The 14,630-nt window shown below is 50.7% G+C and carries 18 protein-coding genes; 5 read left to right on the forward strand and 13 right to left on the reverse strand.

Annotation, left to right across the window (positions count from 1 at the left end):
* Positions 1-199: 199 nt before the first annotated feature.
* From rpsI to zapE, 3 genes are all read right to left on the reverse strand, one after another.
* Entirely contained in the window at positions 200-589 is a 390-nt protein-coding gene (gene rpsI / locus B6A39_RS11500; protein WP_009721994.1) for a 30S ribosomal protein S9, read from the reverse strand.
* A 13-nt stretch (positions 590-602) separates the two neighbouring features.
* Positions 603-1,031, reverse strand: a complete 429-nt coding sequence (gene rplM, locus B6A39_RS11505; RefSeq protein ID WP_009721993.1) for a 50S ribosomal protein L13 — start codon at positions 1,029-1,031, stop codon at positions 603-605.
* A gap of 245 nt (positions 1,032-1,276) precedes the next feature.
* Positions 1,277-2,458 (reverse strand): cell division protein ZapE, encoded by a 1,182-nt coding sequence (zapE, locus tag B6A39_RS11510; protein ID WP_083005768.1) that lies wholly within the window; start codon positions 2,456-2,458, stop codon positions 1,277-1,279.
* 232 nt (positions 2,459-2,690) lie between these two features.
* Here zapE and B6A39_RS11515 point away from each other — a divergent pair, with 232 nt between their 5' ends.
* Positions 2,691-3,137, forward strand: a complete 447-nt coding sequence (locus B6A39_RS11515; RefSeq protein ID WP_083005771.1) for a ZapG family protein — start codon at positions 2,691-2,693, stop codon at positions 3,135-3,137.
* Positions 3,138-3,199: 62 nt separating this feature from the next.
* Here the strand turns inward: B6A39_RS11515 and B6A39_RS11520 are convergent, their stop codons facing one another.
* On the reverse strand, positions 3,200-3,961 hold the full coding sequence (locus B6A39_RS11520) for a Nif3-like dinuclear metal center hexameric protein (protein ID WP_083005774.1): 762 nt from the start codon (positions 3,959-3,961) through the stop codon (positions 3,200-3,202).
* 138 nt (positions 3,962-4,099) lie between these two features.
* Here B6A39_RS11520 and B6A39_RS11525 point away from each other — a divergent pair, with 138 nt between their 5' ends.
* A complete protein-coding gene (locus B6A39_RS11525) occupies positions 4,100-5,344 on the forward strand; it encodes a Do family serine endopeptidase (protein WP_083005776.1) in 1,245 nt (414 codons plus the stop codon).
* A 67-nt stretch (positions 5,345-5,411) separates the two neighbouring features.
* Here the strand turns inward: B6A39_RS11525 and hisD are convergent, their stop codons facing one another.
* From hisD to B6A39_RS11570, 9 genes are all read right to left on the reverse strand, one after another.
* Complete coding sequence (gene hisD, locus B6A39_RS11530; protein ID WP_083005780.1) at positions 5,412-6,728, reverse strand: histidinol dehydrogenase; 1,317 nt, start codon at positions 6,726-6,728, stop codon at positions 5,412-5,414.
* Positions 6,729-6,741: 13 nt separating this feature from the next.
* Positions 6,742-7,395 carry an ATP phosphoribosyltransferase gene (gene hisG, locus B6A39_RS11535; RefSeq protein WP_083005785.1) on the reverse strand — a complete coding sequence of 218 codons (654 nt, stop codon included), beginning with the start codon at positions 7,393-7,395 and terminating at the stop codon, positions 6,742-6,744.
* A 28-nt stretch (positions 7,396-7,423) separates the two neighbouring features.
* The gene (gene murA / locus B6A39_RS11540) at positions 7,424-8,686 is read right to left on the reverse strand and encodes a UDP-N-acetylglucosamine 1-carboxyvinyltransferase (protein ID WP_083005789.1); all 1,263 of its coding nucleotides are present in this window, start codon (positions 8,684-8,686) and stop codon (positions 7,424-7,426) included.
* Between the two features lie 12 nt (positions 8,687-8,698).
* Positions 8,699-8,947 (reverse strand): BolA family protein, encoded by a 249-nt coding sequence (locus tag B6A39_RS11545; RefSeq protein WP_038485481.1) that lies wholly within the window; start codon positions 8,945-8,947, stop codon positions 8,699-8,701.
* Between the two features lie 123 nt (positions 8,948-9,070).
* The gene (locus tag B6A39_RS11550) at positions 9,071-9,403 is read right to left on the reverse strand and encodes an STAS domain-containing protein (protein ID WP_083005792.1); all 333 of its coding nucleotides are present in this window, start codon (positions 9,401-9,403) and stop codon (positions 9,071-9,073) included.
* Positions 9,400-10,059, reverse strand: a complete 660-nt coding sequence (locus B6A39_RS11555) for an MlaC/ttg2D family ABC transporter substrate-binding protein (RefSeq protein ID WP_083005795.1) — start codon at positions 10,057-10,059, stop codon at positions 9,400-9,402. The genes B6A39_RS11550 and B6A39_RS11555 overlap by 4 nt, the downstream gene beginning before the upstream one ends.
* Before the next feature lie 38 nt (positions 10,060-10,097).
* Positions 10,098-10,562: an outer membrane lipid asymmetry maintenance protein MlaD gene (mlaD, locus tag B6A39_RS11560; protein WP_083005798.1), complete on the reverse strand. Its 465-nt coding sequence runs from the start codon at positions 10,560-10,562 to the stop codon at positions 10,098-10,100.
* Between the two features lie 16 nt (positions 10,563-10,578).
* Entirely contained in the window at positions 10,579-11,379 is an 801-nt protein-coding gene (gene mlaE / locus B6A39_RS11565) for a lipid asymmetry maintenance ABC transporter permease subunit MlaE (protein ID WP_083005800.1), read from the reverse strand.
* Positions 11,380-12,201, reverse strand: a complete 822-nt coding sequence (locus B6A39_RS11570) for an ABC transporter ATP-binding protein (RefSeq protein ID WP_083005803.1) — start codon at positions 12,199-12,201, stop codon at positions 11,380-11,382.
* 294 nt (positions 12,202-12,495) lie between these two features.
* On the opposite strand from B6A39_RS11570, the gene B6A39_RS11575 reads away from it, so the two are divergent.
* From B6A39_RS11575 to lptC, 3 genes are read left to right on the forward strand one after another with little or no spacing between them, the layout of a single operon-like run.
* Positions 12,496-13,482 (forward strand): KpsF/GutQ family sugar-phosphate isomerase, encoded by a 987-nt coding sequence (locus B6A39_RS11575; protein WP_083005806.1) that lies wholly within the window; start codon positions 12,496-12,498, stop codon positions 13,480-13,482.
* Between the two features lie 33 nt (positions 13,483-13,515).
* Positions 13,516-14,058: a KdsC family phosphatase gene (locus B6A39_RS11580; RefSeq protein WP_083005809.1), complete on the forward strand. Its 543-nt coding sequence runs from the start codon at positions 13,516-13,518 to the stop codon at positions 14,056-14,058.
* On the forward strand, positions 14,058-14,630 hold the full coding sequence (lptC, locus tag B6A39_RS11585) for an LPS export ABC transporter periplasmic protein LptC (protein WP_198036711.1): 573 nt from the start codon (positions 14,058-14,060) through the stop codon (positions 14,628-14,630). Before B6A39_RS11580 ends, lptC begins: the two co-directional genes overlap by 1 nt.

Here is a 14,630-nt window from a genome sequence, read left to right on the forward strand (position 1 = left end):
CTCCCATCAGCTTACCCGTTCCGCCGCAAAGGCGTCTTGCGACGACGAATATCAAATACGCTCTATGTTAAAAAAACAAAGCGCTCTGCACAAGAACAACCGCCCGTGACCATGGTGGTATAAGCGTTATAATTTTTTGATATTCCAATAAAAAGCGCCCAGGTCTTTGACCTGGGCGCTTTTGCCGCATAGCGTAAAATTAACGCTTAGAGAACTGCGGACGACGACGTGCTTTACGCAGACCGACTTTCTTACGCTCGACCTGACGAGCATCGCGGGTTACATAACCAGCGGCGCGCAACGTCGGACGCAGATCTTCATTGTAGTTCATCAGTGCGCGAGTGATACCGTGACGAATGGCACCTGCTTGAGAGGAGCCACCGCCGCCTGCAACAGTGACGAACACGTCAAACTGATTCAGCGTTTCAGTCAACTCAAGCGGCTGACGAACAACCATACGACCAGTAACACGACCAAAATACAAGTCGAGGTCTTGATTGTTGACAGTAATTTTGCCAGAGCCCGGCTTCATAAACACGCGAGCGGTGGAAGTCTTGCGGCGCCCGGTACCGTAATACTGCTGTGTCATGGCGAAGATTTCCTCAGATGTTCAGTTCAAGCGGCTGTTGGGCAGCATGCGGATGCTCGGCACCGGCGTACACTTTTAACTTGGAGTACATGGCGCGACCCAAAGGACCTTTCGGCAACATGCCTTTAACGGCAGACTCAATAATGCGCTCGGGGGCATGATCAAGCATTTTGTCGAATGTCATAGAGCGCAGACCGCCCGGGTAACCAGTGTGGCGGTAATAGGTCTTAGCCTTCGCCTTATTGCCGGTTACATGGACTTTTTCAGCGTTGATAACAACAATGTAGTCACCAGTATCAACGTGAGGAGTAAATTCGGGCTTATGCTTGCCACGCAGGCGGCGAGCAATCTCGGTTGCCAGACGACCGAGCGTTTTGTCCGTAGCGTCGACTACATACCAGTCGCGCTGGACGGACTGCGGCTTAGCACTGAACGTCTTCATGGATAAAATCACCAGATTAAGTGTATTGGGTAGCTCACATTGCCAAATAAGCGATGAAGCACCATCCCTATTTTTTTTGGTTGCTAGAAATATCCAGCAACATGCAGCGAGGCGGCATTCTACAGCAAGCGTAGCAGCAAGTTAAGTACCACTACTCTTTTTTATTTATGTCGCCCTTGTTAATACCGTTTTCTGACATCGTATTTACAGCGACACGTTCACAAACTAACTCCTGACATCCAACATTATGGCTTATGGGGCAACGCTAAATACTCCTTAGACTGCATTTCCTGCAGACGCGACAGCGTTCGCTGAAATTCAAACGTCAACTTGCCATCGCTGTACAGCGCCTCAACCGATACCTCTGCTGACATCAATAGCTTAACTCCACGATCATAAAATTCATCAACCATATTAACAAAGCGGCGAGCCTGATCGTCTGTCTTTGCATTCATCTGAATGACGTTAGATACCAAAACCGTATGAAATTCTCTGGCAAGCTCGATGTAATCATTTTGACTACGCGGCCCATCACAAAGCTCAGCGAATTCAAACCATGCTACATCGTCGTGGAGACGACGCGTCTTCAAAACGCGATGATTGATCTCTAGGGGCGCCCCCTCCTCGCCCTCATTGCCCGCTATTTCTCTGAAGCTTCTATTTAGTTCCTGCTCAGCCGCCTCATCAAGCGGCGCATGAAAAATCTCAGCACGCTCCAGGGCTCGCAAACGGTAGTCAATACCAGAATCAACGTTGACGACCTCACAGTGACGATTCACTAGCTCAATGGCAGGAACAAACCGCGCACGCTGCAACCCATCTTTATATAGGTCGTCCGGCACTATGTTTGATGTCGCCACTAATACAACACCACGCTCAAACAGCGCCTCAAGCAAATTAGCCAAGATCATTGCATCAGTAATATCTTTGACGAAAAACTCATCAAAGCAGATGACGCGAGCCTCAGCAGCAAACTTGCCAGCAATCAGCGTCAGCGGATTCTTTTCGCCCTTATAGTGAGTCAACTCATTGTGGACACGCTGCATAAAGCGATGAAAGTGGGTGCGCATTTTTTCAGGGAACGGCAGAGCCTCATAGAAGGTATCAACTAGGTACGTTTTTCCACGCCCCACACCTCCCCAAAAATAGAGCCCCTTAACGTCAGATAACGCCGGCCCACTTACATTGCTCTTTTTACCAAGCAACCCAGCAACTTTTGCTTTTAATCCTTTACTGGCAACAACGGCTTTAGGAGCGTTAGCTGGCGTCGCTAACAACTCATCATAAAGACGCTGAAGATGCTTAACCGCTTGCTCTTGAGCAGGGTCGTACTGAAAATCGTCACGTTTTAAGTCTTCTTGATACCGCGCAAAAGGCGTTAACCGGTTCGCCTGCTCACTGGCTTGACGTGCAGATAATGATGACATCAACTCGCTCCCGCAGCGCACATCGTGAACGAAACTGTGACGTTGTAAGAACACAGCCTGCTCAAATAAAAGAAAGATATTATACGCTGCATAATGACGAAGCGCATGAGCGGATTGACCCAACCAACGGATACGCGCCTATAATGGTCATGCTTTGTTAAGCTGTTTGTTAAGCTGTTTGTCAAACCCCGCCATGCGTTTGGTGGCGTGCATCACCTCTAGGGAGAATACTGTGGAAGCAAGCTCGCCATTCACTTTTGCGATTATCGGTCTTGTTGTTGGATTCGTTATCGGATTAGCGTGTTATCGCCTGTTTAGCAAAGGCCAGCGTGACCACGCCACACTAAAGCAGGCACTACTTGAGCGTGAACATCAAATAGCCGAGCTCAAGAAAGGTATGGGTAGCCATCTATCTGGCGTCCAGCAACACTTAATTAATATCCGCCATGAAGCAGATCAGCTAGAACAGCAAATGGAGAACGAAGCTGCCGAATGGAAGCTGGAAGCAGCCATAACAACTCCCTCAAATGGATCCACGCCAAGCAATGAGGGTGAAGGAGATGTTAACACTCCACGTGATTATGCTGACGGCAAAAGCGGAACGCTCTCAGAAGACTTTGGCTTAAAAGATAGCTCAAAGGAGCAGGATACACCTACCCCGCAACCGCCTCGCTATTAATAAATAATAAGGTTAAAGCATCCGCACAGAAAATCGATGCGGATGCTTTATGTAAGCTAGCGCTATGCTGGATTGTCGATATCAACAAATCGATGTTCAATACCATACTCACTCGCCAACCACTCACCCAGCGCCTGAACACCAAAACGTTCAGTAGCATGATGTCCAGCAGCAATGTAATGAATCCCCATTTCTCTAGCCAAATGGGTCGTGCGCTCTGATATTTCCCCAGACACGAAAACTTGCGCCCCTGCGTCATAAGCCGCCGTGATCATATCCTGAGCACCTCCAGTACACCATGCGACCCTCTCTACAAGGCCAACTAAAGGCGACTCGACCACTAAAGGTGTTCGATGGAGTACTGAGGTTAATTGAACACCCAGCTCAGCGACGCTTAGCGGCTCAGCCAACCGACCGGACCACAACAATCCTTCGCCAAGCTCACCATCAATGCACCCCTCTACCTTCCACCCCAAACGCTTTGCCAGTTCGGCATTATTGCCAAACTCTGCATGTGCATCTAATGGCAAGTGATATGCCAGTAAGCTCATTTCGTTATCAAGCAGTGTTTTAATTCGCCTCTGCTTCATCCCAGTAATGGCTACCGGTTCGTTTTTCCAGAAATAACCATGATGCACTAACACCATGTCCGCACGCCAAGCGACCGCCTCCTCTAATAACGCCTGACATGCTGTCACTCCTGACATTACCCGCGTTACGGTATCACTTCCCTCTACCTGAAGGCCGTTAACGGTAAAATCTTTAAACTGCGATGACCGCAATTGATGGTCGCAAGCAGCGACTAGTTGGTCGCGATGGATCACTCTGACTCCTTAACCAATTAACAGGCTATCGTGAGGAACATCTCAATAAAGTGTTACGATGGAAACATTGTAAATCTCGCTTCGCGTTATCGCGAACCTCGCGACTATTTAGACTATCATCCGCTGAGGAATTTTCGCATGCACCGCTCTGTGCTGCCCTATATATGGCCGATTATCACCGGGCTATTGCTCGCCGCTTTGGTGCTACTTGCTTTTCCAGAGCATCTGCCCAATCCATTTCGGCAAACACCACCGGCAACCGTCGAACCCCCTTCTTCGCTAGTACCTACCAGCGGAGAGCCAGCAGCAAGTCGACCTGCCCCTGAAATCAGACAAGCGGAACCACTCAATCGTAATCAAGGGCCTGCAAGCTACTCCAACGCCGTTAATCAAGCGGCGCCAGCCGTCGTCAATATCTATTCGTCACGCATTGTTGAACGCGATCAACACCCATTAATGTCCGATCCTTTTTTCCAGCAATTTTTCAGTGGCGACGATGCAACCACTCATCAGCGAATGCTGTCGAGCCTAGGCTCTGGCGTTATCGTCAGCCATGACGGCTACGTGCTAACCAATCATCATGTGATTAATGGCGCTGACCAGATACAAGTAGCACTTCGCGACGGTCGAGAAACACTTGCGGAGGTCATTGGCACTGACCCAGAAAGCGACCTTGCCGTTTTACGAATCACCCTTGATGACTTACCAGTAATTGAACTTACTGATTCAGAACAAGTGGCCGTGGGCGATGTAGCACTCGCTATTGGCAATCCTTTCGGTGTTGGACAAACAGTTACCATGGGCATTATCAGCGCCACAGGGCGCAGTCACTTAGGCTTAAATGCCTATGAAGACTTCATTCAGACAGATGCGGCAATAAATCCGGGTAACTCCGGGGGGGCGTTAGTAAATCCTGACGGCGCTTTAGTGGGCATTAATACGGCTATCTTCTCACGATCAGGAGGATCACAAGGGATTGGTTTCGCGATCCCAGCCAACCTTGCCCACAGCATTTTGAACGAGCTTGTAACTCGCGGTCGCGTCATCCGCGGCTGGCTAGGCATAGAAGCACAAGCTCTTTCCCGCGAATTGGCCGCATCGTTTGGATTAAGAACCCCTCAAGGCGTCATCGTCGCTGGCGTCGTGAAAGATGGGCCTGCCGCCAAAGCAGGCTTACAGCCCGGCGATGTCCTATTGTCTATTGATGGCCAGGTGATTCTGGATGCTCGAGTGACAATGAGCGCGATTGCTTCCATTCCACCCGGCACAAAACTACCGCTGACGGTCGTACGAAGCGGTGAGCGCATGGACATGACACTTGAGGTAGGAGAACGGCCAGTGCCGACTAATGCGACGTCTGGAGAGCATCAGAGCGACTCGTAAGTCGCTCTGAAGTATATCCACGCTTGCTCAGACAGGTTTTTTCAGACGGCGCTTTTTCAAACACTGCTCAATCGTTAATACGATACTCAGCTGAACGAGCATGAGCCGTCAGTGATTCGCCTCGAGCAAGTACCGATGCTATTTTACCAAGTTCAGATGCACCGCTAGGCGAGCAATGAATAATAGATGAGCGCTTCTGGAAATCATACACCCCAAGTGGTGACGAAAAACGGGCTGTTCCAGACGTGGGCAACACATGGTTCGGCCCTGCACAATAGTCACCTAGCGCTTCAGAAGTATGCCGACCCATAAAGATAGCCCCAGCGTGACGCACTTCATCAAGCCAGTCACCAGGCGCCTCTACAGAAAGCTCAAGGTGTTCCGGTGCAATACGGTTGATCAATTCAATGGCTTCGCCTTGATCTTGACATAGGATTAATGCCCCACGACGCTGCAGCGAAGCACGGGCAATACCTTCACGCTCAAGTGTGGGCAATAATCGTTCGATTGCAGCCTCTACGGCGTCGAGATGCGCAGCGTTCCAACTAACAAAAATCGCTTGGGCATCCTCGTCGTGCTCAGCCTGGGAAAACAAGTCCATCGCCAGCCAATCTGGGTCTGTCTGGCCATCAGACACCACCATGATTTCAGAGGGGCCGGCAATCATATCAATACCAACCTGACCAAATACCGCGCGCTTAGCAGTCGCCACGTAGATATTTCCAGGCCCTACGATTTTATCTACCCGCGGAACGCTTTCCGTACCATAGGCAAGCGCCGCGACCGCCTGTGCGCCACCAATCGTGAATACATAGTCGACGCCCGCCAGATGCGCTGCTGCCAGCACAAGATCATTCAGCACACCGTCCGGAGTCGGCACCACCATCACAATCTCGCGCACGCCGGCCACATGGGCAGGGATAGCATTCATTAATACCGAGGAAGGATATGCGGCTTTTCCACCTGGCACATAAATCCCAGCGCGATCTAAAGGAGTGACCTTTTGACCCAGTACTGTCCCATCAGCCTCTTCGTATTGCCACGAACTGGGCTTTTGGCGCTCATGATAACGCTTAATGCGGTCAGCGGCAGCAGACAGGGCATTACGCTGCTCAGCAGGCAGGTAGTCAAAAGCCTTTTTCAGCTGCTCAGGAGATAAGCGTAGCTGCTCCATACTCTCGACTGACAGGCGATCAAAGCGATTAGTTGCCTCGACCACAGCACTATCTCCACGCTGCTTAACATCTGCCAATATCTCTTCAACACGAGCCTGTACTGCCTTATCAGACACCCCCTCCCAATCCAGCAGCGCATCTAAATGCTGATGGAATGCCCCATCAATAGTCGAGAGACGGGCAATGGTGGCTGTGGACTTATCGCTCATGGTAAACCTCGCGTCATTCAATAGGCTGAGTCTGGCGCTTTTTAACCGCACTTTCCAGGCGGGCTAATAATGGCTTAATGCGGTCATGCTTCATGGTCATGGCCGCTTTATTAACCACTAGACGGGTGCTGATATGGGCAATAAGCTCCCGAGGCTCCATTCCATTGGCGCGTAGCGTATTGCCGGTATCCACGATATCAACAATTTCATCGGCCAAGTTCATCAGGGGAGCAAGTTCCATCGCCCCATAGAGCTTGATCACTTCGGCTTGAATACCCTGCTCTGCATAATAGCGCCTCGCTACGTTTACAAATTTGGTAGCTACACGACGACGCGCTTCAGCAGGCGGCTGACCTGTCACACCAGCAGTCATTAGCTTGCAACGAGCAATATCCAAGTCTAAGGGTTCGTATAGCCCTTCAGCGCCATGCTCAAGCAGAACATCTTTACCCGCAATTCCAACATCCGCGGCACCCAACTGCACATAAGTCGGCACGTCGGTTGCCCGTATGATCACCAGCTTTACATCTGGCAAATTAGTATCAAACAACAGCTTACGGCTTTTACCCAAATCTTCTGCCGGGGTAATTCCCGCATCCGCCAACAGCGGCAGCGTTTCGTCCAAAATACGCCCTTTTGAAAGGGCTAGAATCAGTTGCTTACTCATTGTTTAGGCCAATGGTTAATAACATGGCTTAACCGGGAATACGGCGAATGCGCGCACCCAGTAGCTGTAATTTTTCCTCGATGCACTCATAACCTCGATCGATATGATAAATACGATCCACAAGTGTTTCGCCTTCAGCCATCATTGCCGCAATCACCAATGATGCTGACGCACGAAGGTCGGTAGCCATTACCGGCGCACCTGAAAGCTTTTCTACGCCTTCAATTAGTGCCGTATTACCTTCAAGAGCAATATTCGCCCCCATCCGGTTTAGCTCTTGTACGTGCATAAAGCGGTTTTCAAAGATGGTTTCCACCACCCGTGAATGCCCCACGGCGACAGCATTCATCGCTACAAACTGTGCCTGCATATCGGTAGGAAAGGCAGGATAAGGCGCGGTGCGAATATTAACCGCTTTTGGACGCTTGCCATGCATATCCAACGCGATCCAATCATCGCCACTGGTAATCTCAGCACCAGCTTCTTCAAGCTTAGCAAGCACCGCTTCTAAAATATCGGCACGGGTGCGCTTTACTTTCACGCGGCCTCCCGTCATGGCAGCTGCCACAAGGAAAGTACCCGTTTCGATGCGATCAGGCATGACATCGTGCTCGCAGCCGTGCAGCGTCGCAACGCCCTCAACCACGATAGTGTCAGTACCATGCCCACGAATATTAGCCCCCATCTTGATCAAACACTCGGCGAGATCGACAATTTCCGGCTCGCGCGCAGCATTTTCAAGAATAGTGGTGCCCTCTGCGAGGGTTGCCGCCATCAACAGATTTTCAGTACCCGTTACCGTCACTGTATCAAAGAAGATAGTCGCTCCTTTCAGGCGACCATCTACTCGAGCACGAATATAACCTGCTTCAACACGGATCTCTGCGCCCATTGCCTCAAGGCCACGAATATGCAAGTCCACCGGGCGCGAACCAATGGCACATCCCCCTGGTAGAGATACATCGGCCTTACCGAAATGTGCTAACAACGGGCCTAACACCAGAATGGAAGCGCGCATCTTCTTAACGAGTTCATAAGGAGCATGACACTGCGTCACCTGAGAGCCGTCAAGCTGAATACTGAGTTTCTCCCCCATCACAGGCTCGACACCCATTCGCCCTAGCAACTCCAGCGTAGTAGTGATGTCTTGCAAATGAGGCAAATTACCAATAATTACCGGACCATCTGCCAAAAGGCTGGCACACAAAATTGGCAATGCCGCATTCTTAGCGCCGCTCACCCACACTTCGCCATCTACCGACCCATTGCCGGTAATGATTAATTTATCCATAGGTGACCGCTACTATGCGTTTTCCGGTGCAGTTTGCCACTGCGCCGGAGTAAACGTTTTGATACTAATGGCGTGGAGAGCGCCGGATGCAATTTCGTCATTTAGCGCCGCATAGACCAGTTGCTGACGCTTTACAGGAGAAAGACCTTCAAAAGCTTCGCCAACCGCGATCACCTGAAAATTGCAGCCTTCACCCTGGATATGAAAATCACATCCATCGATGCGGGACTCAAGCAGTGCTTTTACCTCGTTGGGTTGCATAAGACAGGAAACTCCTTTGGGTCATTGAATTAGGTAATTGAAATAGGTGGGGACGTTGAATAAGTGAGGAACAAAGGAACATGATAAAGAAAAGCGGCACGCTTGGCGATGCCAGACGCTCACTCACGCTTCAGCGTTGGGCGAACCAATTAAAGCATCAAGCTCAGCAAGCGACGTTAGCCGCTCAAGCGGAGCAGACAATGCAATCGACGTAACGACAATCCTCAGCGAGTGACAAGCACGTAGCCATTCAAACAACACGCTAATCGCCGCGCTACTTGCCTTTGAAACGCCTGAAAAATCGAGGACAACATCAGTTAACCGAGCACTTTCAAGCCATTTAACGCCCGCAGCGGCCACGTCGGCCGCTGCATTGACATTAAGATCTCCCTCAACTGCCAACGCACAAGACTGCGCATTTAGCGAAACATGGGGCGTAGATAACAACGTCGTCACGCGTTGCCCCCTTGCTCAAGCTCGTCGACGCCAATTTCGGGTGACCAGCTACGAATTACCGCGTCATAGTCGCGGTTATTTTCGCGCATTGATTGATCAAACTGGTTGCGGAAGGTCAGTCCTAAATTGATGCCATTAACAATGACATTAACCACTTTCCACTCGCCGTCTGAAAGTCTCAGGCTGTAGCTAACGGGGTAAATTTGGCCATTAGTAGCTACAACTTCCATATCAACACTGGCTTGATCTTCGTAGCGCTGCCCGCGCTGATCCGCCAGCACTCTCAGTTCATCATAATCAAAAGTCACGAGACCACGCGTGTACGTGTCAATCAAGGTTTGACGAAAAACATTGGCAAACCGACTGCGCTGTTCTGGTGTCGCATTGCGAAAGTAACTTCCCATTACGCTGGCGCCGATATAACGAAAATCCGCCACATCATTAAGACTGTCGTTAACTAACGCTTTAAGCTCATCAAGATTATTGGCGTAATAATCTTCTCTGCCATTAATCTGCTCCATGAATTCATTGACGTTGTCACGAACCAACGCCTCTGGCGATTTCGACTGAGCCTGAGCAGCGAACGGCAGCAGGGCAACCGCTAGCGACAACAAAAAGAGCAAACGACGGGCCAACATTACGCTATTTTCTTTCATTAAAGTCACCTCATGACAACTGACAGCACCCACGGTGCTTAGTTAGTAACCATATTGGATACAAATTGCTGGATAAGTTCTTCGAGTACCAAGGCAGACTGTGTATCTCGAATAACATCGCCCTCTTCAAGCACTTCAGGAGCACCGCCAACACTCAGGCCAATATACTGCTCACCGAGCAGTCCCGCCGTCAAAATAGCCGCAGTAGTGTCTTGTGAAAGCTGGCCTTTAAGGTCGCTATTGAGGCTCAGCACCACCCGCGCATCATACCACTCAGTATCAAGTTCAATGGCCTCTACCCGACCCACAGTGACACCGGCCATTGTGACCCGGGCACGCGGTTTCAGGCTGCCTATATTGGAAAAGCTTGCCTCAAGACGAAACGTATCCGAAGGTGCTGAAAGCGTCATCCCACTAACGCGCAAGCCCAAAAAAACAAGACCCAGAATGCCCGCAAGCATAAACAGGCCAACGCCAAACTCCATGGTTTTACTGCGCTTCATGTTATTGCTCCACCCATTAAAGGCCGCCAAACATAACGGCGGTCAATACAAAATCCAGCCCCAAAACAGCAAGCGATGAATACACCACCGTACGTGTGGTCGCACGTGAAATACCTTCAGATGTAGGCACCAAGTCATACCCTTGGAACACCGCAATCCAGGTAACGACCACTGCAAATACAAGGCTTTTGATTATTCCATTACCGATATCATCAACAAACGAAACACTAGCCTGCATGTTGCTCCAGTAAGAACCTTCAAAAACCCCCAGCCACTCCACACCAACCAAATAGCCACCCCAAATTCCCACCACGCTAAAACCAACGGTAAGAATGGGTAGTGCAATAAAACCTGCCCACAACCTTGGCGCCACAACCCGGCGCAGTGGATCAACGCCAATCATTTCCATGCTTGTTAACTGCTCAGTCGCCTTCATCAGGCCAATTTCCGCCGTTAACGCAGAGCCCGCGCGCCCAGCAAACAATAATGCAGCGACCACCGGCGCTAGCTCTCGAAGAAGCGAAAGAGCCACCATCTGGCCGAGCGCCTGCTCTGCCCCAAAGTCAACCAGGATGGTGTATCCCTGCAGCGCAAGCACCATGCCTATAAATAGCCCTGACACCAGTACAATAGCCAGAGATAGCACACCAACAAAGTGAACTTGGCGCAGCCACAGCGACCACCCCTCCCGTGAAGGCACCCCTACTGCCGACTGCGCAAGAAAGACACCTGCACGCCCTAGCGACTCTAAGGAATCACACCCCTTCTGCCCCAGCCGGGCAACATTCGAGATAGCATGTTTGATGTTTGATTGCATTTAACGCACCTTCCCTGCAGAGGCTTGGCCTAGAATATCGCGGTAAAGTGTCTCAGCGGGATAGTGAAACGGCACCGGCCCGTCTGGCTCTCCATGAATAAACTGGCTCACTCGGGGATCCTGGTTCGTATCTAAGTTAAGTGGCGTGCCAGAGGCTACCACCTGCCCATCAGCAATGAGGTACAGATAATCCGCAATACTGAGGGTCTCTTTAATATCGTGTGAAACGATCACAGACGTAAGCGACAGTGCCTGATTAAGCCGTTTAATTAGTTGTACAAGAACCCCCATAGAAATCGGGTCTTGCCCGACAAAAGGCTCATCATAAAGGATCAACTCTGGATCAAGCGCTACCGCCCGTGCCAGCGCCACACGCCTTGCCATCCCCCCCGAAAGCTCAGCAGGCGACAAGTGCCTAGCTCCGCGCAAACCGACTGCCTGTAACTTGAGAAGCACCAGGTCACGTATCATAGGATCAGGCAAGTCAGTATGCACCCGAAGCGGAAAGGCAACGTTTTCATACACATCAAGATCTGAAAATAGTGCACCGCTCTGAAACAGCATGCCCATGCGCTTACGCAGCGTAAACAAGGCCTTACGCGACAGGCGATGCACATCTTGACCGTCGATTAGCACTCGCCCGCGATCAGGCGTTAATTGTCCACCAATTAACTTTAAAAGGGTCGTTTTACCGGTACCGCTTGGCCCCATGATAGCCGTTACTTGGCCACGCGAAATCGTCATATTGATTCCGCGAAAAATATCATGATCACCCCGCGAGAAGTACAAATCTTCAATTTCGATGAAGGGAGCATCTGTCATGGGCTAGCTGGCCTTGATGGTCGTCTTGCCGCAACAGCATCAGTATAATGCTGGCTACGCACGAGTTAGTTAAAAACAGATAGTTCAAAAAAACAGGTAGTTTAAAAGAACAGACAGTTTAAAAAACAGTGTTTTCGAAATATTATCGAACATCGTAACGTAACACTACTCACAGTAACAGAGACGCTTATTGCGACGGCTATAAAGAGTAGGATACGCGCCTTACCTACAAACCGCGTCAAGATGTTATTCTTATCGACCTACTTTTGACCGCCTATGAAAAGAGACGTCCTCATGCGCCAGCCACTATCGACACCTAGCCCACTGCGTGAAAGTGCGCTGCGCACATTGCAAATCGAGCAAGCCGCTATCGGTGGACTTCAGGCAAAGCTTGATGAGAGCTTTGACCACGCCTGTGAACTTATCCTTGCCTGCCAGGGCCGCGTAGTGGTAACTGGCATGGGTAAGTCCGGACATATTGCGGGCAAGCTTGCCGCAACATTAGCAAGCACCGGCACGCCTGCTTTTTTTGTACACCCAGGTGAAGCCAGTCATGGCGACCTCGGTATGATCACCCGCGCAGATGTTGTACTAGCGCTCTCGAATTCTGGCGAAACCGCAGAGGTCACCGCGCTGCTTCCCCTGTTGAAACGCTTAGGAACCCCCCTTGTCAGCATGACTGGACGCCCTGGTTCCACATTAGCTAAACACGCCGATGCTCACCTTAATAGTGGCGTCGAGCGGGAAGCCTGCCCTCTCGACTTAGCGCCGACTAGCTCAACTACTGCAGCACTTGCCTTAGGCGATGCTTTAGCCGTGGCATTATTGGAGGCACGCGGCTTCACTGCGGAAGATTTCGCGCTTTCACACCCAGGCGGAAGCCTCGGCAAACGCTTACTTTTGCGTGTAAAGGATTTAATGCACAACGGATCACGCCTCCCCCAAGTAGCATTAGGCAGCCCGCTAAGGGACGCACTGCTGGAAATTACTCGCCAAGGGCTGGGATTTACCTGCGTAGTCGATAGCGAAGGACGCCTTGCCGGTGTTTATACCGACGGTGACTTACGCCGAACACTGGATCAGTTTCATGATTTACGTGATGTCCTAGTTGATGATGTTATGACACGCCCTGGAAAGCGTATCGGCCCCGATGTGTTAGCGGCTGAAGCAGTACGCATCATGGAAGACAGTCGAATTACCGCACTGGCAGTCGTGGATGATCAGCAGCGCCCCATTGGTGCACTGCATATGCATGACTTACTTGCTAGCGGTGTCATTTAATCGTTCTTTTCAAAAATTAATAACGGAGGCTTCATGGCCCTACCTGACGCTCTACAAGACCGGATTCGCCGCGTAAAATTACTTGCCATTGATGTTGACGGCATACTTACCGATGGTCGCCTCTATTTTCAAGCTGACGGTATCGAAATCAAAGCGTTTCATACCCAAGATGGCCATGGCCTCAAACTATTGAAGCGTGTCGGTATTCATGTTGCGTTAATTACTGGACGTGATTCCCCTATGGTCAGCCAACGTGCTGCCTCCTTGGGTATTAGCCATGTCTACCAAGGGTGTGAAGATAAACTCACTACGCTACGCGCGCTATGCCAACGCCTTGATATCACGCTAGAACAAGTTGCTTATTGTGGTGACGACCTACCAGATCTTGCTCCTATCAAACGATCTGGTGTCGGCATCACCGTCCCTAATGCTCCGGATTATATGCATACCCATGCAGACTGGATCACCGACCGGCTTGGTGGCCACGGCGCTGTACGTGAAATCTGCGACACTTTATTGATGTCTCAAGGCCATTGGGACGCTGTCTTAGATACGTATCTACACGGCCAATCGTAATGCGCTTTTGGGTTAAGAAACGCGTTTGGATAACCGCCATGGTACTTGCCTTAGGTGGCGTGCTGGTGTGGCTAGATCCGCGCGGCCCTCAAGACCAATCAATCGACCCTGAGGCTCGCGCTCAAGAGCCCGGCCATGTATTAGAAAATGCAGAAATAACTCTGTTTGGTGACACCGGTGCTATCCAACAATCGCTGACGACGCCACGCTTAGTCCATACCCCTCAAACGGCAATGACCGATGTCATCTCACCCAGGGCGATACTATTTGATAGCGAAGAGCGTCAATGGCTAGCGACAGCGGAGACCGGCACTCTAAATACTGACACGCAGGCACTCACTTTAGCTGGCTCAGCCCAATTACTTGCACCTGATGAAGGCTGGCAGTTGAATACAGAGTTACTACATTATGATGGCATCACCCGTCATGCTTGGAGCGATGCCGAAACCATACTTCAGCAACCGCCACAGCGCATAGACGCTACACGTATGGATGTATGGCTGGATGATAGCCAGATCCGCTTAACCAATAACGTGCGCGGCGTTCACCCGCCTGCCACTCGTTCTCAGTAG

Source organism: Halomonas sp. GT, from assembly GCF_002082565.1.
GTDB lineage: Bacteria > Pseudomonadota > Gammaproteobacteria > Pseudomonadales > Halomonadaceae > Vreelandella.

Excerpts from the sequence above, each read along its gene's own strand:
- hisD (WP_083005780.1), bottom strand. The coding sequence starts at position 6,728 with ATGAGCGATAAGTCCACAGCCACCATTGCCCGTCTCTCGACTATTGAT.
- lptC (WP_198036711.1), top strand. The coding sequence starts at position 14,058 with ATGCGCTTTTGGGTTAAGAAACGCGTTTGGATAACCGCCATGGTACTT.
- mlaE (WP_083005800.1), bottom strand. The coding sequence starts at position 11,379 with ATGCAATCAAACATCAAACATGCTATCTCGAATGTTGCCCGGCTGGGG.
- rplM (WP_009721993.1), bottom strand. The coding sequence starts at position 1,031 with ATGAAGACGTTCAGTGCTAAGCCGCAGTCCGTCCAGCGCGACTGGTAT.
- B6A39_RS11525 (WP_083005776.1), top strand. The coding sequence starts at position 4,100 with ATGCACCGCTCTGTGCTGCCCTATATATGGCCGATTATCACCGGGCTA.
- rpsI (WP_009721994.1), bottom strand. The coding sequence starts at position 589 with ATGACACAGCAGTATTACGGTACCGGGCGCCGCAAGACTTCCACCGCT.
- hisG (WP_083005785.1), bottom strand. The coding sequence starts at position 7,395 with ATGAGTAAGCAACTGATTCTAGCCCTTTCAAAAGGGCGTATTTTGGAC.
- B6A39_RS11580 (WP_083005809.1), top strand. The coding sequence starts at position 13,516 with ATGGCCCTACCTGACGCTCTACAAGACCGGATTCGCCGCGTAAAATTA.
- mlaD (WP_083005798.1), bottom strand. The coding sequence starts at position 10,562 with ATGAAGCGCAGTAAAACCATGGAGTTTGGCGTTGGCCTGTTTATGCTT.
- zapE (WP_083005768.1), bottom strand. The coding sequence starts at position 2,458 with ATGTCATCATTATCTGCACGTCAAGCCAGTGAGCAGGCGAACCGGTTA.
- B6A39_RS11555 (WP_083005795.1), bottom strand. The coding sequence starts at position 10,059 with ATGAAAGAAAATAGCGTAATGTTGGCCCGTCGTTTGCTCTTTTTGTTG.
- murA (WP_083005789.1), bottom strand. The coding sequence starts at position 8,686 with ATGGATAAATTAATCATTACCGGCAATGGGTCGGTAGATGGCGAAGTG.
- B6A39_RS11545 (WP_038485481.1), bottom strand. The coding sequence starts at position 8,947 with ATGCAACCCAACGAGGTAAAAGCACTGCTTGAGTCCCGCATCGATGGA.
- B6A39_RS11570 (WP_083005803.1), bottom strand. The coding sequence starts at position 12,201 with ATGACAGATGCTCCCTTCATCGAAATTGAAGATTTGTACTTCTCGCGG.
- B6A39_RS11575 (WP_083005806.1), top strand. The coding sequence starts at position 12,496 with ATGCGCCAGCCACTATCGACACCTAGCCCACTGCGTGAAAGTGCGCTG.